This is a genomic window from Pseudoxanthomonas sp. JC1303, assembly GCF_058448525.1.
In genome coordinates, this window is the sequence record NZ_CP185958.1 from 2,545,797 (window position 1) to 2,570,830 (window position 25,034).

Genomic DNA, 25,034 nt, shown 5'->3' on the forward strand with positions numbered 1-25,034 from the left:
GCCAGCGTGAGGGCGCGCTGTGCGTGAGGCAGGAGAGAAACCACGGGATTTGAGCGTCACCCAGCAACACCACCAAGACTTACCCACATAAGAATGAGGACAACGGACATGGCACATTTCGAACTGGTTGAAACGATGGCTCCCAACGCGGTGATCAAGGTCATCGGCGTGGGCGGCGGCGGCGGCAACGCCGTGGCGCACATGGTCAGCTCCAGCGTGGATGGCGTGGAATTCATCACCGCCAACACCGACTCGCAGGCGATCAAGAACTGCGGCGCCAAGCAGCAGCTGCAGCTGGGCGGCAACGTCACCAAGGGGCTGGGCGCCGGCGCCAACCCGGAGGTCGGTCGTCAGGCCGCCCTGGAAGACCGCGATCGCATCATCGAGGTGCTCGAGGGCGCCGACATGGTGTTCATCACCGCCGGCATGGGCGGTGGCACCGGTACGGGCGCAGCCCCGGTGGTGGCACAGCTGGCCAAGGAGATGGGCATCCTGACCGTGGCCGTGGTCACCAAGCCGTTCCCGTTCGAGGGGCGTCGCCGCATGCAGGTCGCGCTGAAGGGCATCGAGGAGCTCTCCGCCCACTGCGACTCGCTGATCACCATCCCCAACGAGAAGCTGATCACCGTGCTGGGCCGTAACGCCACCATGATCCAGGCGTTCCGTGCGGCCAACGACGTGCTGCTGGGCGCGGTGCAGGGCATTGCCGACCTGATCGTGCGTCCGGGCCTGATCAACGTCGACTTCGCCGACGTGCGCACCGTGATGAGCGAAATGGGCCTGGCCATGATGGGCACTGGCGCCGCCCGCGGCGACGATCGCGCCCAGGCCGCCGCCGAGGCCGCCATCCAGAACCCGCTGCTGGACGACGTGAACCTGGCCGGTGCCAACGGCATCCTGGTCAACATCACCGCTGGCCCGGACTTCACCATGGCCGAGTTCGACGAGGTCGGCCGCACCGTGGAAGGCTTCGCTTCCGAAGACGCCACCGTGGTGGTCGGGACCGTGCTCGATCCGAACATGCAGGACGAAGTGCGCGTGACCGTGGTGGCCACCGGCCTGAACCGTGCGACCGTGCGCCAGCCGGTGCGTGGCGGTGCCGACCTGGGCGGCAGCTACCAGCGCGAGCCGGTGCGTGCGCCGATCAAGCTGGTGCGCGATGCCACCACCGGCCTGCCGGTCGATGCGGTCGCCATGCCCAACACCACCCAGGCCAAGGCCGATCCGGTGGCCGGTGCCACCCAGGGTCTGGGGCTGCGCCGCAACGCCAGCGAATCCTCGGCCCCGGCCAGTGGCAATGGCGGTGCCGCGGTGGCCGAGCTGCCGGACAACTACCTGGACATCCCGGCGTTCCTGCGCCGCCAGGCAGACTGATGCCGTCCATGGCGGAACAGGTGGACGCCAAGACGACGCGACCGGGGCTTCCGCGGCCGGCCGCTCGTCGGCCTGCGAGGCATCACCTCGCGGGCGGGCCGCTCGCCGCTGGCCGCCAGACTGGCTGATCGAACCGGGGAGCGTGGCCGGCCGTCCCCTCACGGTCGCCGCCTCCCATCGCAACACCGTGACATGTCCATGCCTTTCCGCCGGGCCACTTCATCTGGCCCGGCGGATTTTTCCGGCAGGCAGCGCTCACGTGACCGCGGAGGACGGGCTGAGTTACTGTCCTCTTCCGTACAGATTCAGATGGACGCGTGATATTCTCACGCAGCTTTGACGCGCGTCGTCCTCCCCAAGCATCGCGATCCATGATCCCCCAGCGCACCCTCAAGAACGTGATCCGCGCCACCGGCGTCGGCCTGCATAGCGGCGAAAAGGTCTTCATGACCCTGCGCCCAGCTGCGCCGAACACCGGCGTGGTCTTCCGCCGGGTCGATCTGGACCCGGTCGTGGAAATTCCCGCCGATGCCGCCCTGGTCACCGAAACCACGCTGTGCACCGGGCTGAGCTGCGGGCCGGCCAAGGTGCAGACCGTCGAGCACCTGATGTCGGCGCTGGCGGGCCTGGGCGTGGACAATGTCTATGTCGAGCTGTCCTCGGCCGAACTGCCGATCATGGATGGCTCTGCCAGTCCGTTCGTGTTCCTGCTCCAGTCCGCGGGCATCGTCGAGCAGAACGTGCCCAAGCGCTTCATCCGGGTGATGAAGACTGTCGAGGTGCGTGACGGCGACAAGATCGCCCGCTTCGAACCGTACGAAGGCTTCAAGCTCGGCTTCACGGTCAAGTTCGACCACCCCATGATCCCGGCTTCGCAATCGCGCGCTGAGGTCGATTTCTCCACCGGTGGCTATGTGAAGGAAGTCGCGCGCGCGCGCACCTTCGGCTTCATGCGCGACCTGGAGTACATGCGCGAGCGCAACCTGGGCCTGGGCGGATCGATGGACAACGCCATCGTGCTCGACGAGTTCCGTGTGCTCAACGACGACGGCCTGCGCTATGCCGATGAGTTCGTCCGTCACAAGATCCTGGACGCCATCGGCGACCTGTATCTGGCTGGCGGCCCGATCCTCGGCGCCTACGAGGGCTACAAGTCCGGCCATGCGTTGAACAACACCCTGGTCAGGGCCCTGATGGCCCAGACCGATGCCTGGGAAGAAGTCTTCTTTGGTCCGGAGACCACGGCGACGGCTCCCCGTCTCTACGGCACGCCTGTCCCCGCTTACTAGCGGTGCCGCTCGGCCCCAGGGCGCGGCCGACTGCCAAAGCGTGAACCGCGTCGCCCGCACGCGGCGAATTTAACTATTTTTTAATTTCTGCCTAACGACTGGTCCGCCACGGGCCGGTACGATGCCTGCCGGTCCTGCACTTCGCCTTAACGTTGCTGAATGGGGTGTCGGCCGGTTCGCGAATCGGATGCCTCGGAGTCTGGGGAGTCTTCGAGCATCGACAGGGCTTCCCGAAGCGCCGCGCGCGCCGTCGGGGTCAAGCCTGGTTTCGGCGGCTCGTCCGCCGCATTTGGGAACAGCGGTTGCAGGGTCGTTCTGGCAGTGACTGCGGTGACTGTCAGCCCGATGGATCGGGCAGCTTCGATGAGTTCGTTGGAGGCTAGGCGCAGCCTGGCCTGCCAGACGGGCGCATCGACCACAAAAACCAAGCGTCCGCCCGCGACATTGGCCAACCGGCAATGGTCGGCCAGTCCAGGCGGAAGATAGGGGTGTAGTTGCTGTTCCAGCGCGTCCAGCTGCATGGCACGACGCAGCGGGTCAGCGGCAGGTGACGCCATCGCGGCCTCCAGGGCCGGACGCGGAGCCGCCGGTTGACGCGACTGGGACTTAGAACGAGACATCACAGATCCATGAGCTTGAACAACGTTCTCCACAATACGCGCTCCTGGGCCCGCCATCAGCTGGCCATCCGTACCGTCCAGGCGCGTCGTTTCAGTCACACCCGTCCGCTGCTGAGCGCGGGCCTCCTGCTGGCCAGTGGGCTGTTGGTCGGTGTGGTCGGTCACAGCGCCTTCGGCATGGCCCGCGTGTCGTACCTGGAGGCCAAGGCGCAGCGCCAGGCCGCCGAATTGGACCAGGTCAAGCGCGGCGCGCAGCAGGAAATCAACGCCATGTCCGCCCGATTGGGCGAACTGCAGGCCCAGGCCAACCGGCTCAACGCGCTGGGCGAGCGACTGACCCAGATGGGCAAGCTCGCCGACGGCGAGTTCAACTTCGATGAGCCGGTCGGCGTTGGCGGCGCCGAGGCCTCCAGCGACATGCCCCCGCGTGAACTGTCCCAGGGACTGGATGCGCTGAAGAACAAGTTCGACACCTCCGGCCAGCAGCTCTCGGTGCTGGAGTCGCTGCTGTTCAATCGCCAGCTGGACCGCAACGCGACGCCCTCGCGGATGCCACTGGCGCATACCTACATCACCTCGCCCTTCGGGGGGCGTGCCGATCCGTTCGGCGGCGGTGGCCAGTACCACAAGGGCATCGACTTCAAGGCCAATGTGGGCGACCCGGTCCTGGCCGTGGCCGACGGCGTGGTGAGCTACGCCGGGGTCCGCAGCGGCTATGGCAACGTGGTCGAGGTCGACCACGGCAACGGCTATGTCACCCGCTACGCGCACAACTCCCGCCTGGTGGTGAAGGCCGGCGACCTGGTCCGCGCCGGGCAGATGGTGGCCAAGGCCGGTTCCACGGGGCGTTCCACCGGGGCCCACGTGCATTTCGAGGTCTGGGAGGACGGGCGCGTGGTCAATCCGCGCAAGTTCCTGGGCGAAGGCCCCACGCCGGTCGGCACACGCGTCCGCGGCTGAGTGGCGCAGTCTGGCAGACGTCGCAACGGCGGGCGTGCGCGCCCAGCCAGCGTGATCTTCCGCGCGGCTTGATTCAGGGCGGCGCGCCCCAAGCTACAATGTCGTGTTGCCGAAACGGGGCGCCTTGCGCCCTGTTTCGCTTTTCGGCACCAGGCCTTCGGGGTACATGAGGCCTGCGCGGTGCCGACGCTCCTTTCCATTCCGGTTCCTCGTCCATGATCAACAGCTTGCTCACCCGTGTTTTCGGCAGTCGCAACGAACGCCTGCTCAAACAGCTCGACCGCCAGGTGGCGCGCATCAACGCGCTGGAACCGGAGATGCAGAAGCTCAGCGACGAGGAGCTCAAGGCCAAGACGCCGGAGTTCCAGAAGCGCATCGCCGAAGGGGAGTCGCTGGACAAGGTCCTGCCCGAAGCCTTCGCGGTCTGCCGCGAGGCGTCCATGCGCGTGCTCGGCCTGCGCCACTACGATGTGCAGCTGGTCGGCGGCATGGTCCTGCACCTGGGCAAGATCGCCGAAATGCGCACCGGTGAGGGCAAGACCCTGGTGGCGACCCTGGCGGTCTACCTCAACGCGCTGGAAGGCAAGGGCGTGCACGTGGTCACTGTCAACGACTACCTGGCCCGCCGCGACTCGGCCCAGATGGGCAAGCTCTACAACTGGCTGGGGCTGAGCGTGGGCGTGGTCTACCCGGGCATGCCGCACGGCGACAAACGCGCCGCCTACGCCGCCGACATCACCTACGGCACCAACAACGAGTTCGGCTTCGACTACCTGCGCGACAACATGGCCATGGCCAAGGAAGATCGCCACCAGCGCAGCCTGAACTTCGCCATCGTCGACGAGGTCGACTCGATCCTGATCGACGAGGCGCGCACGCCGCTGATCATTTCCGGCCCGGCCGACGATTCGCCGGAGCTGTACATCCGCGTCAACCGCATCGTGCCCTCGCTGGTGAAGCAGGAGAGCGAGGAAGGCGAGGGCGACTACTGGGTCGACGAGAAGTCCAAGCAGGTGCACCTGTCCGAGGCCGGCCAGGAGCATGCCGAGGAGCTGTTGCGCAGCGCCGGCATCCTCAAGGAGGACGAGGACGACGGCCTGTACTCGCCGCAGAACCTGGGCGTGGTCCACCACCTCAACGCCGCCCTGCGCGCGCATGCCATCTACCAGCGCGACGTGGACTACATCGTCCGCGACGGCGAGGTGGTGATCGTGGACGAGTTCACCGGCCGCACCCTGACCGGGCGCCGCTGGTCCGATGGCCTGCACCAGGCGGTGGAAGCGAAGGAAGGCGTGCCGGTCCAGCGCGAGAACCAGACCCTGGCCAGCATCACCTTCCAGAACCTGTTCCGCATGTACAACAAGCTGTCGGGCATGACCGGCACCGCGGACACCGAGGCCTACGAGTTCCAGAGCATCTACGGCCTGGAAGTGATCGTGATCCCGACCAACCGGCCGACCATCCGCAAGGATGCCTCCGACCAGGTCTTCCTCAACCGCAAGGGCAAGTTCAACGCGGTGCTGGCCGACATCCAGGACTGCTACAAGCGTGGCCAGCCGGTGCTGGTGGGCACCACCTCGATCGAGACCTCCGAACTGCTGAGTCAGCACCTGGCCCAGGCCGGCGTGCCGCACGAGGTGCTCAACGCCAAGCAGCACGAGCGCGAAGCCTCGATCGTCGCCAACGCCGGTCGCCCGGGCGCGGTCACCATCGCCACCAACATGGCCGGCCGCGGCACCGACATCGTGCTGGGCGGTTCGCTGGAAGCCGAGCTGGCCCTGATGGGCGAGGACGCACCGGAGCTGGACGTGGCCCGGGTCAAGGCCGACTGGAAGGCGCGCCACGACAAGGTCAAGGAGGCCGGCGGCCTGCACATCGTGGGTACCGAGCGCCACGAGAGCCGTCGTATCGACAACCAGCTGCGTGGCCGCTCCGGCCGCCAGGGCGATCCGGGCTCGTCCCGGTTCTACCTGTCGCTGGAAGACAACCTGATGCGCATCTTCGCCAGCGACTGGGTGCAGAAGGCGATGAAACTGATCGGCATGAAGGAGGACGACGTGATCGAGGATCGCCTCGTCAGCCGCCAGATCGAAAAGGCCCAGCGCAAGGTCGAGGCGCACAACTTCGACATCCGCAAGAACCTGCTGGACTTCGACGACGTCAACAACGACCAGCGCAAGGTCATCTATGCCCAGCGCGACGAGTTGCTGGAGGCCGAGTCGGTCAAGGACAACATCGACGGCATCCGTGCCGACGTGGTCGCCGACCTGGTGACCCGCCACGTGCCGCCGAACTCGATCGACGAGCAGTGGGACCTGCCGGGCCTACAGGCCGAGCTGGCCGCCGAGGCCGGCATCGACCTGCCGGTGACGCAGTGGCCGCAGGAAATCGAGGAACTGGATGCCGAGCGCATCGAGCTGCGTGTGCAGGAAGCGCTGGACGCACACTTCGCGCAGAAGGAAGCGCAGGTGGGCAGCGAGACCATGCGCACCCTGGAAAAGCACGTGATGCTGACCGTGCTCGACAAGGGCTGGAAGGAACACCTGGCGCGCATGGACTACCTGCGCCAGGGCATCCACCTGCGCGGTTATGCGCAGAAGCAGCCCAAGCAGGAGTACAAGAAGGAGGCCTTCGAGCTGTTCTCCGAGATGCTGGAAAGCGTCAAGCGCGAGGTGGTGACCATCCTCTCGCGCCTGCGCATCCGCACCGAGGAAGAGGTGGCCGAACTGGAAGCCCAGGAGCGGCGGATGGCCGAAATGCAACAGCGCGCCATGCAGTTCCAGCACGCCGAAAGCGGCGGCTACGGCGCCGATGAAGAGGCTGCCCAGGCCCAGGCGGCCGCGCAGGCCGCCGCCGCGGGCGTGCAGGGCACGATCCTGCGCGACGCGCCCAAGGTCGGTCGCAACGATCCGTGTCCGTGCGGCAGCGGCAAGAAGTACAAGCACTGCCACGGCCAGTTGAGCTGACCGACCTCGGTCCACGCTGGAAGCAGGAAGGCCCGGATGTCGCCATCCGGGCCTTCTTTCATTTCAGCGGTCGAAGCGTGCAGGCGGCGGATCGACATGAGCGCCTGATCCACCCGTGCCGGCGCGGCGCGCGTAACGCTAGTTCAGCGTTGACGAGGCTTCTTGGCGGCGGCGAATCCGGGCTGCCCTTCCTGCTCGGCGAGCTGGGGGACGCGGACCAGCTTGTGCGTGTCCACGCCGTGCAGGGCCATCTTCGCGACCAGATCGGCGTACTGGGCATCTGACATATCGGCCGTGCGCGAAAAGACCCACGCCAGGTCACGGCCCGGGTAATCCACCAAGGCCCAGCTGTAATCCGGAGCGACCTCCAGAATCCGATACTTGGTCGGGATCACGCCGAAGAACCAAGTGGTCCAGCGCCGGTTGCCGGTGCCGTCCTTGACCGTGGCGCGCGAGTTCAGATCCTTGACCGGCTGTCCGAAGCCCTCCTGGTAGACGTAATGCACGCCGATGCTGCCGTTGGGGCGCAGGGTGTATTCGTCGCGGCTGGCGACATGGCCGCGTTCGCCGAAGTAGGGCACGTGGGCGATGACGTGCCAAGCGCCCATGTAGCGCTGGAGATCGATGGGGGTTGTCGAGACGGAATGGGGCATGGGATCGCTCGCACAGGCGGCCATCAGCAGTGTTGCCAGGATCAGGCCACCAGCGGCCAGGGAGCGGAGCGCGTGGGACATGGCAGCAGCTTTTCCGGCCGGGACCTGCAGGCTAGGCCAGGCGATGTCAACGCCCCGTCGGGCAGGTCGCAACCGGTGAGAACCGCCGGGCGCACGCTGCGCCTCCACCCTGACTGGAGGCCCGCCATGTCCACGTATCGTGCAGTGAACGTTTCTGCTCCGGCTCGTCTGGCCGGTCCGCCAGACCCCCGGCTGGCCCACCTGTTGCGCGGGCTGACCCTGACCGGCCTGGTCATGGTGCTGTTGTTGCCGGCCGCCCGGGAACACACCCAGGGACTGGGCTGGCTGCCGCTGTGGCTGGTCGGCATGCCGCTGACGGCGTGGTGGTCGCTGTATCGCTTCCGCCTGCCGCTGGGCGCCGGTCGCCAGGCCCGATCCGCGGCGCCGCCCCGTCGCCGTCGTCGCGGTTCGCAGGCGCGTCGTCGCAAGTCCAGCCGCAGCGGCCTGCGGACCGCCGCCTGAGGTCGTGCGCTGCGGCAATGGGCGAGGGTGGCTGTGCTAGCGTTCCGACGACTTGAATCGCACGGATCCCACGATGACCCGACTCGCCCTTGCACTGGTGGCCGGCCTGGCCGCCAGCAGCGCGCCCGCCCAGGAGGCCCCGATGACCGACGACCCTTATCAGTGGATGGAGGAGGTCGAAGGCGAGCGACCACTGACCTGGGTCAAGGCCCAGAACGCCCGCACCGAGGCCGCCCTGGCCGACACGCCGCAGTTCAAGCAACTGGAAGGCGAGATCCGCACCATCCTGGATTCGGACGCCAAGATTCCCTACGTCCAGAAGATCGGTGAGTACTACTACAACCTGTGGAAGGACCAGGACCACGCGCGTGGCGTGTGGCGCCGCACCACCCTGGCCGAATACCGCAAATCCCATCCGGCCTGGGAAACGGTGCTGGACATCGACGCGCTCAACGCGGCGGAGAAGGAAACCTGGGTCTGGCACGGCGCCGATTGCCGGGAGCCGGACTACACCCGTTGCCTGATCGCGCTCTCGCGCGGGGGCTCGGATGCCGATGTGACCCGCGAGTTCGACCTGACCACCAAGACCTGGGTGGAGGATGGCTTCTATCGCCCGGCGGCCAAGGGCGGCCTGGGCTGGATCGACGCGGACACGGTGTACGTCTACACCGACTTCGGCGAAGGCAGCATGACCTCCTCGGGCTATCCGCGCATCGTCAAGGAATGGAAGCGCGGCACGCCGTTGGAATCGGCCACGGTGGTGTACGAGGGCAAGGCCGACGACATGTACATCGCGGCGATGCACGATGCCACGCCGGGGTTCGAGCGCGACTTTGTCTCCCGCACCATCGCCTTTTACAACGATGAGCTATATCTGCGGGGCAAGGACGGCACGCTGACCAAGATCGATGCGCCCAATTCGGCGCAGAAGTCGGTGCAGCGCGAGTGGCTGGGGCTGGAATTGCGCGAGCCGTGGACGGTGGGTGGCAAGACCTACCAGGCCGGCTCGTTCCTGGTGACGCGCTTCGATGACTTCATGGCCGGCAAGCGCGAGTTCGATGTGCTGTTCGAGCCGACGCAGACAAGCTCGCTGGCCGGGGCGACGCTCACCCGGCACCACGTCGTGCTCAACGTCATGGAGGACGTCAAGAACCGCCTCAGCGTCTTGACCCACGAACAGGGCAAGTGGGTCTCCAGCCCGCTGAAGGTGGGCGATTCTCCCTTTGGCGCGATCAGCGCCAGCGCCGTGGATGCCGAGCATTCCGACGCGCTGTGGCTGACGGTCACCGATTACCTGACGCCGACCACGCTGTTGCTGGCCGATGCGGCTACCCCGCAGGCGCAGATCGAACCGCTGAAGACGATGCCGGCCTTCTTCGATGCCTCGCGCGATGTGATCGAGCAGCACTTCGCCACGTCCAAGGACGGGACCCGGGTGCCGTATTTCCTGGTGCGGCCCAAGGACCTGAAGTACGACGGCACCGCGCCGACGCTGCTGTATGGCTATGGCGGGTTCGAGATCTCGATGACGCCGGGTTACTCGGGCGGCATCGGCAAGGGCTGGCTGGAGAAGGGGGGCGTGTATGCGGTGGCCAACATCCGCGGTGGTGGCGAGTACGGCCCGCGCTGGCACCAGGCCGCCCTCAAGGCCAATCGCCACAAGGCCTATGAGGATTTTGCCGCCGTCGCCCAGGATCTGGTGGACAGGAAGATCACCTCGCCCAGGCATCTGGGTGCGCAAGGGGGCAGCAACGGGGGATTGCTGATGGGCAACATGCTCACCCAGTATCCGCAGCTGTTCGGCGCGATCGTGGTCCAGGTGCCGCTACTGGACATGAAGCGCTACAGCCACCTGCTGGCTGGTGCGTCGTGGATGGCCGAGTACGGCAACCCGGATACGGCCGACTGGGACTACATCAAGACCTTTTCCCCGTATCACCTGTTCGATGCCGGCAAGCAGTATCCGCCGACGCTGTTCATGACCTCCACGCGCGACGACCGGGTGCATCCCGGGCATGCGCGCAAGATGGCGGCGATGATGCTCGATGCCGGCAAGGACGTGCGCTACTACGAGAACATCGAAGGCGGCCACGGCGGCGCGGCCAACAATGCGCAGTCCGCGCACATGAACGCGCTGGCCTATACCTTCCTATGGGAGCAGTTGGCCGACTGAAGCCGGGTGCCGGTTGGAGGCAGACGCGACCGCAGGCCGGTCGCGCCCGGCCTCAGCGCCGGAAGGTCTCCAGGCCGCGGGCGATGCGCGTCACGGCTTCCTGCAGCCGCTCCAGGCTGTTGGCGTAGGCAAAGCGCACGTGCTGGCCGTTGCGGTGGTCGCCGAAGTCGATCCCCGGGGTGAAGGCCACGTGTTCGGTTTCCAGGAAATGCGCGCAGAAGGCCTGCGCATCCTGGCTGAAGCGGCTGATGTCGGCGTACAGGTAGAAGGCGCCCTGCGGCTCGACCGGAATCTCGAAACCCAGCCCGCGCAGCGCCGGCAGCAGCCAGTCGCGCCGGGCCTGGAAGGCGGCGCGGCGCGCTTCCAGAATGGCGATGGTCTCCGGCGCGAAGCACGCCAACGCCGCGTGCTGGGCGATGGTCGATGGGGCGATGTAGAGGTTCTGTGCCAGGCGCTCCAGCGCGGGGATGGCGTCGGCCGGGGCGACCAGCCACCCCAGGCGCCAGCCGGTCATGCCGAAGTACTTGGAGAAGCTGTTGAGCACGAACGCATCCGCATCGACCTCCAGCACGCTGGGCGCGTCCATGCCGTAGGTCAGCCCGTGGTAGATCTCGTCGACCACCAGGTGCCCGCCGCGCGCGGTCACCGCGTCCGACAGCGCGGCCAGTGCCTCGCGCGAAAGCACCGTGCCGGTCGGATTGGCCGGCGAGGCGACCAGCGCCCCGACGGTGTCCGGGTCCCAGTGCGCAGCCACCTGCGCCGGGGTGAGCTGGTACTGGCTCTCCGGGCCGGCCGGCACCAGTCGCGCGCTGCCTTCCATGACCCGCAGGAACTGGCGGTTGCAGGGATAGGCCGGGTCGGCCATCAGCCAGTGCCGCCCGGGGTCGACCAGCAAGGCGCTGGCGAGCAGCAGCGCGCCCGAGCCACCGGGCGTGATCATGATCCGCTCCGGTCCGATGTCCAATCCATAGCGCTGCTGGTAGAAGCGCGACAGTGCCTCGCGCAAGGCCGGAAGCCCGCGTGAACCGGTATAGCGCGTCTGTCCCTTGGCCAGCGCGGCCTGCCCGGCCTGGACGATGGGCGCGGCGGTGGTGAAGTCCGGCTCGCCGACCTCCATGTGGATCACGTCGGCGCCGGCGCGCTCGAGTTCGGCCGCGCGTGCGCTGAGCTGCATCACCCGGAAAGGGGCGATATCGCGACTGCGCTGGCTGTAGGGGAGGCGGGCGGAAAGCGCAGAGGGGTTCATCGTTCCCATGATAGGACTGTCGGGCTGTCCCGGCTTGCCACCGCCCGGCGTTGACATGGACACTGCCGCATCTCCCTGGTGTGGAACGCGCCTGCACGCCGATGAAAACCTTCATTCCCCTTGCGATTTCGACCCTGATGACGCTCTCCCCCGTTTCCACCCTGGCCGCTCAACTCACCCCGCCGGATGTCGAGAAGAAGCCGCACCTGGTCACCGCGCCGTTCGGCGCGCAGCGCCAGGACGAGTACTACTGGTTGCGCGACGACACGCGCACCAATCCGCAGATGCTGGACTACCTCAAGGCCGAGAACGCCTACGCCGACCAGGTCATGGCGCCGCTCAAGCCGTTGCAAGACGCGCTGTACAAGGAGATCGTCGCGCGCATCAAGCAGGACGATGCCTCGGTGCCTTACCGCGAGCGTGGTTACTGGTATTACTCCCGCTACGAGACCGGCAAGGACTATCCGATCCATGCGCGCCGCAAGGGCGACATGGGCGCGACGGAGGAAGTGCTGCTGGACGTCAACGCGCTGGCCCAGGGCAAGGGCTACTACAGCGTCGGCGACTGGGACGTCAGCCAGGACAACACCCTGCTGGCCTACGCCGATGACGCGGTGGGCCGGCGCCAGTACACGATCCGCTTCAAGGACCTGGCCACCGGCAAGGTGCTGCCCGACGAGATCCCCGGCGTGTCGGCCAACGTAGTCTGGGCCGACGACAACAAGACCCTGTTCTATGTCGAGAACGACCCGGAGACCCTGCTCACCGTGCGCGTGAAGAAGCACGTGCTGGGCACGCCGGTCGCCGACGACCCGCTGGTCTACGAAGAGCACGACGACAGCTTCTACATGGGCGTGGGGCGCACCCGCGACGACAAGTACATCACCATCGGCCTGCACAGCACGGTCTCCAGCGAAGAGCGCTACGCGCCGGCGTCCGATCCGCAGACCTTCACCGTGCTGGCCCCGCGCGCCCGCGACGTCGAATACGACGCCGATCATTTCGATGGCCGCTGGGTGATCCGCACCAATGCCGATGGCGCCACCAACTTCAAGCTCGTCACCGCACCGGACGGTGCAAGTTCGCGCAAGCAGTGGACCGACTGGGTCGCGCACAGCGACAGCGTCTACATCGATGGCTTCGAGCTGTTCGATGGCTTCACCGCGATCGGCGAGCGTTCGGAAGGGCTGGAGCGCATCCGGCTGCTGAAGCGGGACGGCGCCTCCGAATTCGTCAAGGCCGACGAGCCGGCGTATTCGATGGGGCTGGACGTCAATGCGGAGCACGACACGCCGTGGTTGCGCTACAGCTACACCTCGTTGACCACGCCGGCCACCACCTACGAGCTCAATACGGTCACCGGCGAGCGGCGGCTGATGAAGCAGCAGCCGGTGCTGGGCTACGACCCGTCCAAGTACACCACCGAGCGCCTGTGGGTCACCGCGCGCGATGGCACCAAGGTCCCGGTCTCGCTGGTGTACAAGAACGGCTTCAAGAAGGATGGCACCGCCGCGCTGCTGCAATACGGCTATGGGAGCTACGGCGCGTCGATGGATCCGGGCTTCTCCGGGCCGGTGGTGAGCCTGCTGGACCGCGGCATGGTCTACGCCATTGCCCACATCCGCGGCGGTGAGGAGATGGGACGGGCCTGGTACGACAACGGCAAGCTGCTCAAGAAGAAGAACACCTTCACCGACTTCATCGACGTGACCGAGGCGCTGGTCAAGCAGGGCTACGCCGCCAAGGACCGTGTCGCGGCGATGGGGGGCAGCGCCGGTGGCCTGCTGATGGGTGCGATCACCAACATGGCGCCGGACGACTACCGGGTGATCATTTCCCAGGTGCCGTTCGTGGACGTGGTCACCACCATGCTGGACCCGAGCATCCCGCTGACCACCAACGAGTACGACGAATGGGGCAACCCGGAGCAGAAGGCGTTCTACGACTACATCGTCACCTATTCGCCCTACGACAACCTCAAGGCCCGTGCGTATCCGGCGATGTTCGTCGGGACCGGCCTGTGGGACTCCCAGGTGCAGTACTGGGAGCCCACCAAGTACGTCGCCCGGCTGCGTGACCTGGACACCGGCAAGCAGCCGGTGGTGTTCCGCATCAACATGGAAGCCGGCCACGGCGGCAAGTCCGGCCGCTTCCGCCGCTACCAGGAAATGTCCGAGTACTACGCCTTCATGCTGGACCAGTTGGGCGTAGGCAGCGACGGCTAAGGCTGCGCATTCCTTGGCTTGGTAAATGGTGTGCGGTGAAGTGCCGCGCGCTTTTGACGGCCGTGTCGGCGATGGGCAGCGTGAGTTTGGTGCGCAGCTGAGCTGGTCGTGGCAGTTCTGAGGCTGGCGCGCTCCTGGCGGTGATGCTTCCGGGCCCGTGGGCGATTGCCTGCGGGCCCGGCTTGGTGATGCGGTCGGCGGGCAAGAGTGCGCCAGGGGCGCAACGCTGCGTGTGCGTGCCGCGATGGCGCCTACACAAGCGGTGCGCGAGAATATGCGCGTGCACACGCCCATCCCGCCGCAGGTCTCCCCGCCGCCCACCCGCTTTCGCTGGGCGTGGTGGTTGCTGGCCTGGACCAGCCTGCTGCTGGGGGTGATCGGGCTGTTCCTGCCGGTCATGCCGACCACGGTGTTCATCCTGATCGCGGCCTTTGCCGCTTCGCGGGGCTCGGAGAAGCTGCACCGGGCGCTGATGGGGCATCGACACTTCGGTCCGGTGATCCGCGACTGGCAGACCCATGGCGCGGTGCCGCGGCGGGCCAAGTGGTTGACCAGCTGGACCATGCTGGCCAGCGCGGTGTTCACCGTCGGCGTAATGCTGGCCTTCGCTGGGCATCACTGGTGGATGTCCGCCATCCCCGTGCTGTGCATGTCGGCCGTGGTGATCTGGCTGTGGCAGCGCCCGGAGCCGCCGCAGGACGGCTGAATGCGGTCGCCGTCCCGTGGGTGGATGTTGCGTTGGGACGCCGCACGCACTCGCTATACTCTTTGCCCATGAAGACCGTCTCCCGATTTGCGCTGTCGAGCGCCGTGCTGCTGGCCCTGTCGGCCTGTGGCAACAAGGGGCCGCTTGTGCTGCCCGAGAAGCCCGTTCCGGTGCAGCCGGCCGCGTCACCGGCTGTTGATGATCCCGCCGCCACGCCGACCCAGGTCGCGCCCGTCGGCGAGCAGGGCGCCACGCCGCCGGTGCAGATCAAGTCCGAGGACGAGACCTCCGCGCCCTCGGCGGCCGATGCCGCCGCGGAGCAAGCGGTGGATGAAGGCGGTACCAGCGGGAATGAATGACCCCACGCCGCTGCGCTTTTCCAAGATGCATGGCGCGGGCAATGATTTTGTGGTGCTGGATCTGCGCGGCGGGCGTCCCGCACCCGATGCCGAACTGGCCGCGCGCCTGGCCGACCGGCATCGGGGCGTAGGCTGCGACCAACTTCTGACGATCGAGGCTCCCCGCAGTGCGGATGCCGTGGCCTCCTACCGGATCTGGAATGCCGATGGTTCGCTGGCCGGGCAGTGCGGCAACGGCGCGCGTTGCGTGGCCGCCTGGCTGGTGCGCGACGGAACCGCCGGTGGCGATGACTTCCAGATGGAAAGTCCCGCCGGACTGCATCGTGTCCAGCGCGGCCAGGCCGGATTCGCCGTGGCCATGGGCTTGCCGCGCTGGGATCCGGCGCAGCTCCCGTTGGCCGGCTTCGACACGCCACAGGATCCTTACCAGGTCTTGCTGGATGGCCAGCCGGTGAGCTTTGGTGCGGTTTCGATGGGAAACCCGCATGCGGTGCTGCAGGTCGATGACATCGCGCTGGCGCCGGTCGCCACGCTGGGGCCTGCGTTGCAGCGGCTGCCGGCGTTTCCCGAATCGGTCAACGTGGGGTTCGCCCAGGTGGTGTCGCCGACCCGGATCGCGCTGCGGGTGTTCGAGCGCGGGGTGGGCGAAACCCTGGCCTGCGGCAGTGGCGCCTGCGCCGCCGCCGTGGTGCTGATGCGGCGTGGCCTGGTCGAGCGCAGCGTCACGGTCGCCCTGCCGGGCGGCGACCTCCAGATCGACTGGCCCGCGGACGACGCCCCCGTGGTGATGTCCGGGCCGGCGACCTTTGTCTACGAGGGAGAGTGGAATCCATGAGCCAAGTGACCGAGAAACTCGGCGCCCACGAGGTCGCAGCCTGGCTGCGCCGCCATCCGACCTTCCTGAAACAGTTCCCCGATCTTGCCGCCACGCTGGTCGTGCCGCGGGAAGAGGGCCCGACCGCCTCGCTGGCCAGCTATCAGCTCGACGTCCTGCGTGACAAGAACCGCGAGCTGTCGCGGCGCTTGGGCGAGCTGTCGGCCAACGCCCTGGAGAACGAGCGCCTGGCCGTGCGCGTGCATCAGCTGACCCTGGCCCTGCTGCGCCAGGACAGCGTCGCAGGCACCTTGTCGGCGATGGCCGCCTCGCTGGAAGAGGACTTCCACGGGGATCTGGTGCGTCTCGTCATCTTCCAGCCGGTGCCCGAGTCGCTGGCCCAGGCGCCCTGGCTGCAGTCCATGCCGTCCGACAGTCCCCACCTGGCCCCGTTCCGCGACTGCCTGGCCGATGGCGAGCCGCTTTGCGGGCGCCTGCAGCCACAGAAAAATGCCCTGCTCTATGCCTCCCAGGCAGACGAAGTCGGTTCGTCGGCGCTGCTGCCGCTGCCCGGCGTGGGCTTGGTGGCGGTGGGCAGCCGCGATGGCAACCGCTTCTATCCCGGCATGGGAACGTTGTTCCTGCGCATGATGGGCGAGGCGCTTGCCGTGGCGCTCAAGCGCTTCGACGCCGCGGACTAGGCGCATGACCGCGATGGTCACGCGCGTGCTGCGTCAGCGGATGCAGCCATGAGGCCACGGCATGTCCGCCGTTGAATCCTTCCTCGACCATCTGCGTGTCGAGCGTCAGGTCTCCGCGCACACCCTGGACGCCTACCGGCGTGATCTGACCGCGCTGGCCCAGTGGGCGCAGGGCCAGGAGATCGTCGACCTGGAAGGGTTGCAGGCCGACCAGCTGCGGGCCTTCATCGCCGCCGGACATCGCGCCGGGCTGGCACCCAAGAGCCTGCAGCGTCGGCTTTCCGCGTGCCGCAGTTTCTACAGCTGGCTACTCAAGCATGGGCGCATCCCGGCCAGCCCCGCGGCCGGCCTGCGGGCGCCCAAGGCGCCGCGCAAGTTGCCCAACGTGCTCGATGCCGACGAGGCCACGCAACTGGTCGAGGTGCCCACCGACGCGCCGCTCGGACTGCGCGATCGCGCGCTGCTGGAGCTGTTCTATTCCTCGGGCCTGCGCCTGAGCGAGCTGTGCGCGCTGCGCTGGCACGACCTGGATCTGGCGGCCGGCCTGGTCACGGTGCTGGGTAAGGGACGCAAGCAGCGCATCGTGCCGGTGGGCCGCCATGCGCGGCAGGCCTTGCAGGCCTGGCGCGAAGACCGGCCCGCGGCCGACAGCGCGCAGGTGTTTCCCGGGCGCGGTGGCGCGCCGATCTCGCAGCGCGCCGTGCAGCTGCGGATCAAGCAGCTGGCCCAGCGCCAGGGTCTGTTCAAGCATGTCCATCCGCACATGCTGCGGCACAGCTTCGCCAGCCATATCCTGGAGTCCTCCGGGGACCTGCGCGGCGTGCAGGAACTGCTCGGACATGCGGACATCGCCACCACGCAGGTCTATACGCACCTGGATTTCCAACACCTGGCCAAGGTCTATGACGGGGCGCATCCACGGGCCAGGCGCAAGTCCTGAGCAACTCAATGTGATGTCCGCAAACGGCGAGCGGGGCGGCGTGCCGGCGGTCATGCTGGTGTTCGATCCCTTCGCGGTGCCCCCATGTCCCGTTTCCAGCTCTCCGGTCTCGACCACCAGGCCTTCCAGCCCTTCTTCGCAATGGACAACGCGGCCTTGGCCACGCGCGGCATGCGACGTTGCCGCGTCGATGACGCGTCTGGCTATCCGTGCCGCATCAGCCTGGAGAACGCGCCGCTCGGCGAAGACGTGCTTTTGCTGCCGTATCTGCACCACGCCGTCGACTCGCCCTATCGCAGTTCCGGTCCGGTCTACGTGCGCGCCAAGGTGACGCGGGCGGTGCTGGCACCAGGTGATGTCCCGCCTTATGTCAGCCGCCGCCTGATCTCGCTACGTGCCTACGACCATCGCGGCATGATGCTGTGCGCCGAGGTGCATCAAGGGAATGACGTCGCCCAGGCACTGGATGACTTGTTCGCGAACCAGGATGTGGCCTACGCGCATCTGCATAACGCACGGCAGGGGTGCTTTTCGTGCCTGGCCAGCCGCGTCGCCTGAGCCTTGTCGGCACCGGCGGTCGAGCGGTGGCCGGGCCCTGGCCGACGCGCTGCACCCAATGTCAGTCTGGTCATGGTTCAGCTTGCACGGCATGGAGGCGGTGCCTCGAATGACCAGACATCGCGGGCACCAGCCGGGCCAAGGCACTGCTTGACGGCAGTAAGCAGTGCTGCAAGCGGCGAATAAGGGGCGCAGACGGCATCGCGGCCCCGCGAGGAAGTCATCGCGACAGCCGTGCCTGCGTGCCGGCCCTCAGGCGCGGATCGCGGGTTGAAGACCCGGTACAGGCGCCCCATCTGCTCTGGAAGCATTTCGGAGCCTGCCATGGACCCCAGCCAGAACCCCAACGTCTTTCATGCCACCACCATCCTGTCGGTGCGCCGCAACGGCCATGTCGCCATCGCCGGTGATGGCCAGGTCACGCTGGGCCATACCGTGATGAAGGGCAACGCGCGCAAGGTGCGGCGGCTGGGCCGCGACGGCCACGTGTTGGCCGGTTTCGCTGGCGCCGCGGCCGATGCCTTCACCCTGTTCGAACTGTTCGAGGCCAAGCTGGAAAAGCACGGCCAACTGCAGCGTGCCGCCGTGGAACTGGCTAAGGATTGGCGCACCGAGCGCCGCTACGGCAAGTTGGAAGCGCTGTTGGCCGTGGCCGACAAGGACACCTCGCTGATCATCAGCGGCACCGGCGATGTGATCGAGCCGGAGGACGGCATCATCGCCATCGGCTCCGGTGGGTCCTACGCGCTGTCGGCTGCGCGTGCGCTGATGGGCCATACCGAGTTGGATGCCAAGACCATCGCCACCGAGGCGCTGCATATCGCCGGTGACATCTGCATCTACACCAATCGCAACGTGGTGGTCGAGGAGCTGTAAGCGACGCAAAGCGCGCGTCGCGCTGCCTCGTCTTCGCATCCCGGCCCCGGCAAGCGGGGCCCTATCCGCACCGTTGACGGTCGTTCCGGCCGAAAGCCGAAATCCCTGCCTCATTCGCGAGCATTCCATGTCGATGATTCCCCAGACCTCTTCCACCATGACCCCGCGCGAGATCGTGCAGGAGCTAGACCGCCACATCGTCGGCCAGCACGCGGCCAAGCGCGCGGTTGCCATCGCGCTGCGCAACCGCTGGCGCCGCGCCCAGCTCGATCCGGAGCTGCGCAACGAAGTGATGCCCAAGAACATCCTGATGATCGGGCCGACCGGTGTGGGCAAGACCGAGATCGCCCGGCGCCTGGCCACCTTGGCCAATGCACCGTTCACCAAGGTCGAGGCCACGCGCTTCACCGAGGTCGGCTATGTCGGCAAGGACGTGGAACAGATCATCCGCGATCTGGCCGATACCGCGGTCAAGCTCTACCGCGAACAGGCCAAGGCGCGCGTGCGCACCCAGGCCGAGGAGCGCGCCGAGGACCGCATCCTCGATGCGCTACTGCCCAAGCGCAGCAGCGGCATCGGCTTCGATCCGTCGGTGGTCGCCAATGAGCCGTCCGCGCAGGACAACGACACCAGGGCCAAGTTTCGCAAGATGCTGCGCAAGGGCGAGCTGGACGACAAGGAAATCGAGCTGGAGCTTTCGCTCAACACCGGTGGCGTGGACATCATGACCCCGCCGGGCATGGAGGAAATGGGCCAGCAGCTCAAGCAGATGTTCTCCAACCTGGGCGGCGGCAAGACCCAGAAGCGCACGGTGACCATCAAGGCCGCGCGGCCGCAGCTGATCGAAGAAGAAGCCGCCAAGCTGGTCAACGAGGACGATGTGCGCGCCGCGGCGATCGAGGCCTGCGAGCAGCACGGCATCGTCTTCATCGACGAGATCGACAAGGTGGCCAAGCGCGGCGACAACGTCGGCGGCGGCGATGTATCGCGCGAGGGCGTGCAGCGCGACCTGCTGCCGCTGGTGGAAGGCAGCAACGTGTCGACCAAGTACGGCACGGTCAAGACCGACCACATCCTGTTCATCGCCTCCGGCGCCTTCCACCTGGCCAAGCCCAGCGACCTGATCCCTGAGCTGCAGGGCCGTTTCCCGATCCGCGTGGAGCTGGGGGCGTTGAGCAAGGACGACTTCGTGCGCATCCTCACCGAGCCCAAGGCCGCCCTGACCAAGCAGTACGTGCAGCTGATGCAGACCGAGGGCGTGACGCTGTCCTTCGCGCCCGAGGCCGTGGAGCGGCTGGCCGAGATTGCCGCCCAGGTCAACGAGCGCCAGGAGAACATCGGCGCGCGTCGCCTGCATACCGTGCTCGAACGCCTGCTCGACACGCTCAGCTACGAAGCCCCCGACCGCGATGGCGAGACCGTCGCCATCGACCGCGCCTACGTGGACAAGTACCTGGACGAGCTGGTGCAGGACCCGGATCTGAGTCGTTACATTCTCTGATCCGGCCTGCGATCAACACGACAAAGGCGCTCCCCAGGGAGCGCTTTTTTCGTTGCCGATGCCGAGTGGGGAGCTGCCATGATGGCGATGAGGCTTTCCTGGTGAAGCCCTTCGCCGCCGTGGCGGCTCCCCCACCAGGGGAGGCGAAGTTTTAGGCTGCCTTCACCCAGCGGCGAGCATGCTCACGGCCCTGTTCATTTCCTTCGGGAGTCGCCCATGCTGCGTTCGCTTGCGCTCGTCTCGGCACTGTCACTGGCCGCGTTCGCCGCGCCGTCCTATGCGCGGACCACCTGCCATCTGGACTTCAAGATGTCCGGCTGGTCGGCGTTCTACAAGACCTCCGAAGGCACCGGCCGGGTCACCTGCGACGACGGCGAGAGCATGCCGGTCAAGGTCAGCGCCAAGGGCGGCGGCCTCACGGTGGGCAAGTCGACCATCGAGGGGACCGGTGAGTTCACCGAGGTGCGCAACCTCAACGAGGTGCTGGGCAGCTACGCCACCGCCGAGGCGCACGCCGGCGCGGAGAAGTCCAGCAAGGCCCAGGTGATGACCAAGGGCGAGGTCTCCCTGTCGCTGGCCGGCACCGGCAAGGGCTGGGATGTCGGCATCGCCTTCGGCGCGTTCCATATCGATCCGATGTAAGCGCGAGATTTCTTCGCAGGCGGGCGGCGCGGCGCCGCGAGAGGCGCGCCAACTGCGTCTGGAGGGGAAGCAAGCTGTAATGTTCTGCTAGCCTCTGCGCCGATTCCACGATGTGGCCGGGATATGGAGCAGCAGGGCGGGGCAGGGACGGTGCTGGTGCTTGGCGCCGGAGGATTCATCGGGGGCTATGTGGTGTCTGCATTGCGTGCGCACGGCTGGCGCGTGCTGCGTGGCGTACGCGGGCACGGACGCGCGTTGCCCGGGGACGCACGCGACTGCGACCTGATGCAGCTGCGAACGCCGCAAGCATGGCACCCGCTGTTGGAGGGCGTGGACGCGGTGGTCAACGCCGCCGGCACCCTGCGCGAGGCACGGGGGCAATCCTTCCAGGTCATCCACCACGACGCGCCGTTGGCGCTGGCCCAGGCCTGCGTGCAGCGTGGCGTGCGCCGCTTCGTGCAGGTGTCGGCGCTAGGCTTGTCAGCGGACGGCGCCTTCATCGCCACCAAGCACGCCTTCGATGCGGCCCTGCAGACGCTGCCGCTGAGCAGCGTGGTGCTGCGGCCCTCGCTGGTGTATTCGGCGAGCGGTTCGTATGGCGGCACTTCGCTGCTTCGGGCGATGGCGGCCTTCCCCGGCCTGCACCTGCTGCCCGGCGATGGCCGTTGGCCGACCCAGCCGCTGTCCACAGAAGACCTGGGAGAACTGGTCGCGCGCTCGGCTGGCGGCGCGCAGCGCGGCGTGTTCGAGGTGGGCGGACCGGCGCCGATCTCGCTGCGCGCCTACCAGCAGACTTGGCGACGCTGGCTACGCGTTCCCGGCACTGGAGCGCTGCGCACGCCGGAATGGATGGTCGGCAGCGTGGTGGCCGTTGGCGAGATGCTGGGACGCGGCCCGGTCGGCCGCACGATGTGGGCCATGCTACGCAGGCACAACGTGACCGCGCCCGATGCGGCCGATCGGCTGGAAGCGGCTTTCGGCCTGCGCCCGCGCACGCTGCAGCAGGCACTGGACGCGCATCCCAGCCAGACCCAGGACCGCTGGCACGCCCAACTGTATTTCCTGGCGCCAGCGCTGAAGCTGGCCGTGATTGGCGTGTTCGTGCTTTCCGCACTGGTGGGCTGGCGGACGCCAGCCGCGCGCATCGAGGCGATGACCGAAGGCTCCGCGCTGGCGTCGCTGGCCCCGGTCGCGCTGGCCCGACTTGGTGCCGGTTTCGACCTGCTGCTGGCCTTGTGGCTGGCCAGTGGCGTGCGGCCGCGCGCGGCGATCGGCGCGATGCTGGCGCTGGTATCCGCTTACACCCTGGCGTTCGGCATCGCCGTGTCCGAGCTGTGGCTGGATCCGCTAGGCGGCCTGCTGAAAAACCTGATCCTGCTGCCGGCGCTGGCTGTGCTGTGGGTGCTGGCCGACCGGAGATAACCCGCGTGATCTACCTGTGGCTGAAATGGATCCACATCCTGTCTTCCACGCTGCTGTTCGGCACCGGGCTGGGCATCGCCTTCTTCCTGTGGATCGCGCACCGGCGTGGCGATCCGCGTGCGATCGCCGCCACCGCGCGCACCGTGGTGCTGGCCGATACCTGCTTCACTGCGCCGGCAGTGGTGGTGCAGTTCGGCACCGGCCTGGGCCTGATGCACGTGCTGGGCATGCGCCTGGACCAGGAATGGATCGCGCTGGCGCTGGGATTGTTCGTGCTGGTCGGTGCGTGCTGGTTGCCGGTGCTGTGGCTGCAGGTGCGTGCGCGGGACCTGGCTATCGCCGCCGCGCGCGACGGCACGCCGCTGCCACCGGCCTACTACCGCGCCATGCGCTGGTGGTTCTGGCTGGGCTGGCCGGCGTTCCTGAGCGTGCTGGGCATCTTCTGGCTGATGGTGTTCAAGCCGGCCTAGCGCGTTGGCTCACTCCTCGCCGATGTCCTCGTTCCAGACTTGCGGGTGCTTTTCGATGAAGCCGCCCAGCAGGTCCACGCACTCCTGGCTGTCCAGGTCGATCACGTTGACGCCGGCTTTGCGCAGCCAGTCCACGCCGCCCTGGAAGGTGCGCGATTCGCCCACCACCACCGTGCCGATGCCGAACTGGCGCACCAGCCCGGAGCAGTACCAGCAGGGGGCCAGGGTGGTGACCATGATGGTGTCGCGGTAGGTGCGCTGGCGGCCGGCCTTGCGGAAGGCGTCGGTCTCGCCGTGCACGGACGGGTCGTCTTCCTGCACGCGGCGGTTGTGGCCGCAGCCCAGCAGGCGCCCGTCGGCGTGGTAGAGCGCCGCGCCGATCGGGATGCCGCCTTCGGCTAGGCCCTTGCGGGCTTGGTCAATGGCGGTGTCCAGCAAAGCGCGGTAGTCGGGCGTGGCGATCATGGGGTCTCCGGTAGGGCGGATCGGGCAGGGCAGCGATGATGCTGCCTATATTGCACTGCAGCAGGGGGATCACGGCAGGCATGAAATACTGCGCGCCCCCGCGAAAGCGTTTCCAGCAGGAGTGCCCCTGATGCACGCGAGTCCCACGCCGACCTCTGCCACGACCGTGCGGTCGACGCCAAAACTGGCGATGGCGGTGGTCACCACCATCTTCTTCATGTGGGGCTTTCTGACTTGTCTCAACGACATCCTCGTGCCGCACCTGAAGTCGGTGTTCACGTTGAGCTATACGCAGGCGAGCTTCGTGCAGTTCACGTTTTTCGGCGCTTACTTCCTGATGTCGCTGCCTGCCGGGCGCGTGGTCGCGGCGCTGGGCTACAAGGGCGGCATCGTATGTGGACTGGCCGTTGCGGGGATTGGCGCATTGCTGTTCTGGCCCGCGGCGGCGATGCACAGCTATGGCGTGTTCCTGTTCGCGCTGTTCGTGCTGGCAACCGGCATCACGGTGCTGCAGGTGGCAGCCAATCCCTATGTCGCGTTGCTGGGGCCTGAAAAGACCGCCTCGAGCCGGCTCAATCTTTCCCAGGCCTTCAATTCGCTCGGGACGGCCATCGCGCCGCTCTTCGGCGGCCTGCTGATCCTGGCGGCAGATCCCAAGACGGCCGAGCAGCTGGCGGCCATGCCGCAGGCGCAGCTCCTGGCCTATCGCACCGCTGAGGCAAACTCGGTCCAGATGCCGTATCTGGGACTGGGGATCGCGTTGTTCGCGCTCGCGGTCTTCATCTTCCTGTTCCGCCTGCCGGCCATCACCGAAGCGAGCGAGAAGGGCGAGACGCGCCATTACGGGATCTTCGAGCCGCTGCGTCACCGCCATGTGCTGCTGGGCGTGCTCGGCCTGTTTTTCTACGTGGGCGCAGAAGTTGCCATCGGCAGCTACTTGATCAACTACCTGGCCGAGCCAGACATCGGCGCCATGACCGAACAGGCGGCGACGCACTACGTGTTCCTGTACTGGACCGGCGCGATGGTGGGACGCTTCATCGGTTCGGCGCTGCTACTGCGTATCGATGCCGGAAAGCTGCTGACCGTTTTTGCCGGCATCGCGGCGCTGCTGCTGGTGGCCACGCTGGTGACCTCGGGCATGACGGCGGTCTACGCGGTGGTGGCGATTGGCCTGTTCAATTCGATCATGTTCCCGACCATCTTCACCTTGGGCATGGCCAAGCTGGGCCCGCTGACCAACCGGGCGTCCTCGCTGCTGATCATGGCCATCGTCGGTGGTGCCGTGATCCCGCTGCTGATGGGCATGCTGGCCGACCGCATCGGGATCCACCACGCCTTCGTCCTGCCGCTGGTGTGCTACCTGTACATCGCCTACTACGGCATCAGCGGGTCGCGCGTGCGCGAGCCAGTGCCGCCGGCCACGACCACGCGGTCGTAAGGCCTCATGCGCTGGCTTGTGCCAGCGCGCGGGCTGTCCCACAAGGGCGCACTTCGGTGTGCCCTTGTGCATTGTGCGGACCGGCGCACC

The 25,034-nt window shown here is 67.2% G+C and carries 23 protein-coding genes; 19 read left to right on the forward strand and 4 right to left on the reverse strand.

Annotation, left to right across the window (positions count from 1 at the left end):
* Positions 1–108 precede the first annotated feature (108 nt).
* Together ftsZ and lpxC are read left to right on the forward strand one after the other, a co-directional pair.
* A complete protein-coding gene (ftsZ, locus tag ACORQU_RS11355; protein WP_491641285.1) occupies positions 109–1,374 on the forward strand; it encodes a cell division protein FtsZ in 1,266 nt (421 codons plus the stop codon).
* Between the two features lie 371 nt (positions 1,375–1,745).
* Positions 1,746–2,663 (forward strand): UDP-3-O-acyl-N-acetylglucosamine deacetylase, encoded by a 918-nt coding sequence (gene lpxC / locus ACORQU_RS11360; protein WP_491641286.1) that lies wholly within the window; start codon positions 1,746–1,748, stop codon positions 2,661–2,663.
* 146 nt (positions 2,664–2,809) lie between these two features.
* Here lpxC and ACORQU_RS11365 read toward each other — a convergent pair whose 3' ends face one another.
* A complete protein-coding gene (locus ACORQU_RS11365) occupies positions 2,810–3,283 on the reverse strand; it encodes a DciA family protein (protein ID WP_491641288.1) in 474 nt (157 codons plus the stop codon).
* 9 nt (positions 3,284–3,292) lie between these two features.
* Here ACORQU_RS11365 and ACORQU_RS11370 point away from each other — a divergent pair, with 9 nt between their 5' ends.
* Both ACORQU_RS11370 and secA read left to right on the forward strand, forming a co-directional pair.
* Complete coding sequence (locus ACORQU_RS11370; protein ID WP_491641289.1) at positions 3,293–4,243, forward strand: M23 family metallopeptidase; 951 nt, start codon at positions 3,293–3,295, stop codon at positions 4,241–4,243.
* Positions 4,244–4,458: 215 nt separating this feature from the next.
* On the forward strand, positions 4,459–7,209 hold the full coding sequence (gene secA, locus ACORQU_RS11375; protein ID WP_491641290.1) for a preprotein translocase subunit SecA: 2,751 nt from the start codon (positions 4,459–4,461) through the stop codon (positions 7,207–7,209).
* 143 nt (positions 7,210–7,352) lie between these two features.
* On the opposite strand, the gene ACORQU_RS11380 is transcribed toward secA, so the two are convergent.
* Positions 7,353–7,943, reverse strand: a complete 591-nt coding sequence (locus tag ACORQU_RS11380; protein WP_491641291.1) for a lipocalin family protein — start codon at positions 7,941–7,943, stop codon at positions 7,353–7,355.
* A 126-nt stretch (positions 7,944–8,069) separates the two neighbouring features.
* Here ACORQU_RS11380 and ACORQU_RS11385 point away from each other — a divergent pair, with 126 nt between their 5' ends.
* Complete coding sequence (locus ACORQU_RS11385) at positions 8,070–8,405, forward strand: hypothetical protein (RefSeq protein WP_271647205.1); 336 nt, start codon at positions 8,070–8,072, stop codon at positions 8,403–8,405.
* Positions 8,406–8,478: 73 nt separating this feature from the next.
* The gene (locus ACORQU_RS11390) at positions 8,479–10,578 is read left to right on the forward strand and encodes a prolyl oligopeptidase family serine peptidase (RefSeq protein ID WP_491641292.1); all 2,100 of its coding nucleotides are present in this window, start codon (positions 8,479–8,481) and stop codon (positions 10,576–10,578) included.
* Positions 10,579–10,630: 52 nt separating this feature from the next.
* On the opposite strand, the gene ACORQU_RS11395 is transcribed toward ACORQU_RS11390, so the two are convergent.
* Positions 10,631–11,824 carry a pyridoxal phosphate-dependent aminotransferase gene (locus tag ACORQU_RS11395; protein ID WP_491641293.1) on the reverse strand — a complete coding sequence of 398 codons (1,194 nt, stop codon included), beginning with the start codon at positions 11,822–11,824 and terminating at the stop codon, positions 10,631–10,633.
* A gap of 101 nt (positions 11,825–11,925) precedes the next feature.
* Here ACORQU_RS11395 and ACORQU_RS11400 point away from each other — a divergent pair, with 101 nt between their 5' ends.
* The 12 genes from ACORQU_RS11400 (at position 11,926) to ACORQU_RS11455 (ending at position 23,038) form a co-directional block, all read left to right on the forward strand.
* Positions 11,926–14,049 carry a S9 family peptidase gene (locus ACORQU_RS11400; protein WP_491641294.1) on the forward strand — a complete coding sequence of 708 codons (2,124 nt, stop codon included), beginning with the start codon at positions 11,926–11,928 and terminating at the stop codon, positions 14,047–14,049.
* 280 nt (positions 14,050–14,329) lie between these two features.
* Entirely contained in the window at positions 14,330–14,755 is a 426-nt protein-coding gene (locus ACORQU_RS11405; RefSeq protein ID WP_491641295.1) for a YbaN family protein, read from the forward strand.
* Between the two features lie 68 nt (positions 14,756–14,823).
* Entirely contained in the window at positions 14,824–15,114 is a 291-nt protein-coding gene (gene lptM / locus ACORQU_RS11410; RefSeq protein WP_271647200.1) for an LPS translocon maturation chaperone LptM, read from the forward strand.
* Positions 15,107–15,949, forward strand: a complete 843-nt coding sequence (gene dapF, locus ACORQU_RS11415; protein WP_491641297.1) for a diaminopimelate epimerase — start codon at positions 15,107–15,109, stop codon at positions 15,947–15,949. Before lptM ends, dapF begins: the two co-directional genes overlap by 8 nt.
* Positions 15,946–16,629 carry a DUF484 family protein gene (locus ACORQU_RS11420; protein ID WP_271647198.1) on the forward strand — a complete coding sequence of 228 codons (684 nt, stop codon included), beginning with the start codon at positions 15,946–15,948 and terminating at the stop codon, positions 16,627–16,629. Before dapF ends, ACORQU_RS11420 begins: the two co-directional genes overlap by 4 nt.
* Positions 16,630–16,690: 61 nt before the next feature.
* The gene (gene xerC / locus ACORQU_RS11425) at positions 16,691–17,569 is read left to right on the forward strand and encodes a tyrosine recombinase XerC (protein ID WP_491641298.1); all 879 of its coding nucleotides are present in this window, start codon (positions 16,691–16,693) and stop codon (positions 17,567–17,569) included.
* Between the two features lie 84 nt (positions 17,570–17,653).
* Positions 17,654–18,127, forward strand: a complete 474-nt coding sequence (locus ACORQU_RS11430; protein WP_491641299.1) for a DUF1203 domain-containing protein — start codon at positions 17,654–17,656, stop codon at positions 18,125–18,127.
* 324 nt (positions 18,128–18,451) lie between these two features.
* Complete coding sequence (hslV, locus tag ACORQU_RS11435) at positions 18,452–19,003, forward strand: ATP-dependent protease subunit HslV (protein ID WP_271647195.1); 552 nt, start codon at positions 18,452–18,454, stop codon at positions 19,001–19,003.
* 133 nt (positions 19,004–19,136) lie between these two features.
* Positions 19,137–20,504: an ATP-dependent protease ATPase subunit HslU gene (gene hslU, locus ACORQU_RS11440; protein ID WP_491645080.1), complete on the forward strand. Its 1,368-nt coding sequence runs from the start codon at positions 19,137–19,139 to the stop codon at positions 20,502–20,504.
* Between the two features lie 216 nt (positions 20,505–20,720).
* Entirely contained in the window at positions 20,721–21,146 is a 426-nt protein-coding gene (locus tag ACORQU_RS11445; RefSeq protein ID WP_271647193.1) for a hypothetical protein, read from the forward strand.
* A 123-nt stretch (positions 21,147–21,269) separates the two neighbouring features.
* Positions 21,270–22,568 (forward strand): SDR family oxidoreductase, encoded by a 1,299-nt coding sequence (locus ACORQU_RS11450; protein ID WP_491641301.1) that lies wholly within the window; start codon positions 21,270–21,272, stop codon positions 22,566–22,568.
* A gap of 5 nt (positions 22,569–22,573) precedes the next feature.
* On the forward strand, positions 22,574–23,038 hold the full coding sequence (locus ACORQU_RS11455) for a DUF2269 family protein (RefSeq protein ID WP_491641302.1): 465 nt from the start codon (positions 22,574–22,576) through the stop codon (positions 23,036–23,038).
* 9 nt (positions 23,039–23,047) lie between these two features.
* Here ACORQU_RS11455 and ACORQU_RS11460 read toward each other — a convergent pair whose 3' ends face one another.
* A complete protein-coding gene (locus ACORQU_RS11460; RefSeq protein ID WP_491641303.1) occupies positions 23,048–23,503 on the reverse strand; it encodes a nucleoside deaminase in 456 nt (151 codons plus the stop codon).
* Positions 23,504–23,633: 130 nt separating this feature from the next.
* On the opposite strand from ACORQU_RS11460, the gene fucP reads away from it, so the two are divergent.
* Positions 23,634–24,944 (forward strand): L-fucose:H+ symporter permease, encoded by a 1,311-nt coding sequence (fucP, locus tag ACORQU_RS11465; RefSeq protein WP_491645082.1) that lies wholly within the window; start codon positions 23,634–23,636, stop codon positions 24,942–24,944.
* The last annotated feature ends 90 nt before the right edge of the window (positions 24,945–25,034 follow it).

Bases quoted from the DNA above. Each gene is read 5' to 3' on its own strand.
- ftsZ (WP_491641285.1), top strand. From the start codon at position 109: ATGGCACATTTCGAACTGGTTGAAACGATGGCTCCCAACGCGGTGATC.
- lpxC (WP_491641286.1), top strand. From the start codon at position 1,746: ATGATCCCCCAGCGCACCCTCAAGAACGTGATCCGCGCCACCGGCGTC.
- ACORQU_RS11365 (WP_491641288.1), bottom strand. From the start codon at position 3,283: ATGTCTCGTTCTAAGTCCCAGTCGCGTCAACCGGCGGCTCCGCGTCCG.
- ACORQU_RS11370 (WP_491641289.1), top strand. From the start codon at position 3,293: ATGAGCTTGAACAACGTTCTCCACAATACGCGCTCCTGGGCCCGCCAT.
- secA (WP_491641290.1), top strand. From the start codon at position 4,459: ATGATCAACAGCTTGCTCACCCGTGTTTTCGGCAGTCGCAACGAACGC.
- ACORQU_RS11380 (WP_491641291.1), bottom strand. From the start codon at position 7,943: ATGTCCCACGCGCTCCGCTCCCTGGCCGCTGGTGGCCTGATCCTGGCA.
- ACORQU_RS11385 (WP_271647205.1), top strand. From the start codon at position 8,070: ATGTCCACGTATCGTGCAGTGAACGTTTCTGCTCCGGCTCGTCTGGCC.
- ACORQU_RS11390 (WP_491641292.1), top strand. From the start codon at position 8,479: ATGACCCGACTCGCCCTTGCACTGGTGGCCGGCCTGGCCGCCAGCAGC.
- ACORQU_RS11395 (WP_491641293.1), bottom strand. From the start codon at position 11,824: ATGAACCCCTCTGCGCTTTCCGCCCGCCTCCCCTACAGCCAGCGCAGT.
- ACORQU_RS11400 (WP_491641294.1), top strand. From the start codon at position 11,926: ATGAAAACCTTCATTCCCCTTGCGATTTCGACCCTGATGACGCTCTCC.
- lptM (WP_271647200.1), top strand. From the start codon at position 14,824: ATGAAGACCGTCTCCCGATTTGCGCTGTCGAGCGCCGTGCTGCTGGCC.
- dapF (WP_491641297.1), top strand. From the start codon at position 15,107: ATGAATGACCCCACGCCGCTGCGCTTTTCCAAGATGCATGGCGCGGGC.
- ACORQU_RS11420 (WP_271647198.1), top strand. From the start codon at position 15,946: ATGAGCCAAGTGACCGAGAAACTCGGCGCCCACGAGGTCGCAGCCTGG.
- xerC (WP_491641298.1), top strand. From the start codon at position 16,691: ATGTCCGCCGTTGAATCCTTCCTCGACCATCTGCGTGTCGAGCGTCAG.
- ACORQU_RS11430 (WP_491641299.1), top strand. From the start codon at position 17,654: ATGTCCCGTTTCCAGCTCTCCGGTCTCGACCACCAGGCCTTCCAGCCC.
- hslV (WP_271647195.1), top strand. From the start codon at position 18,452: ATGGACCCCAGCCAGAACCCCAACGTCTTTCATGCCACCACCATCCTG.
- hslU (WP_491645080.1), top strand. From the start codon at position 19,137: ATGATTCCCCAGACCTCTTCCACCATGACCCCGCGCGAGATCGTGCAG.
- ACORQU_RS11445 (WP_271647193.1), top strand. From the start codon at position 20,721: ATGCTGCGTTCGCTTGCGCTCGTCTCGGCACTGTCACTGGCCGCGTTC.
- ACORQU_RS11450 (WP_491641301.1), top strand. From the start codon at position 21,270: ATGGAGCAGCAGGGCGGGGCAGGGACGGTGCTGGTGCTTGGCGCCGGA.
- ACORQU_RS11460 (WP_491641303.1), bottom strand. From the start codon at position 23,503: ATGATCGCCACGCCCGACTACCGCGCTTTGCTGGACACCGCCATTGAC.
- fucP (WP_491645082.1), top strand. From the start codon at position 23,634: ATGCACGCGAGTCCCACGCCGACCTCTGCCACGACCGTGCGGTCGACG.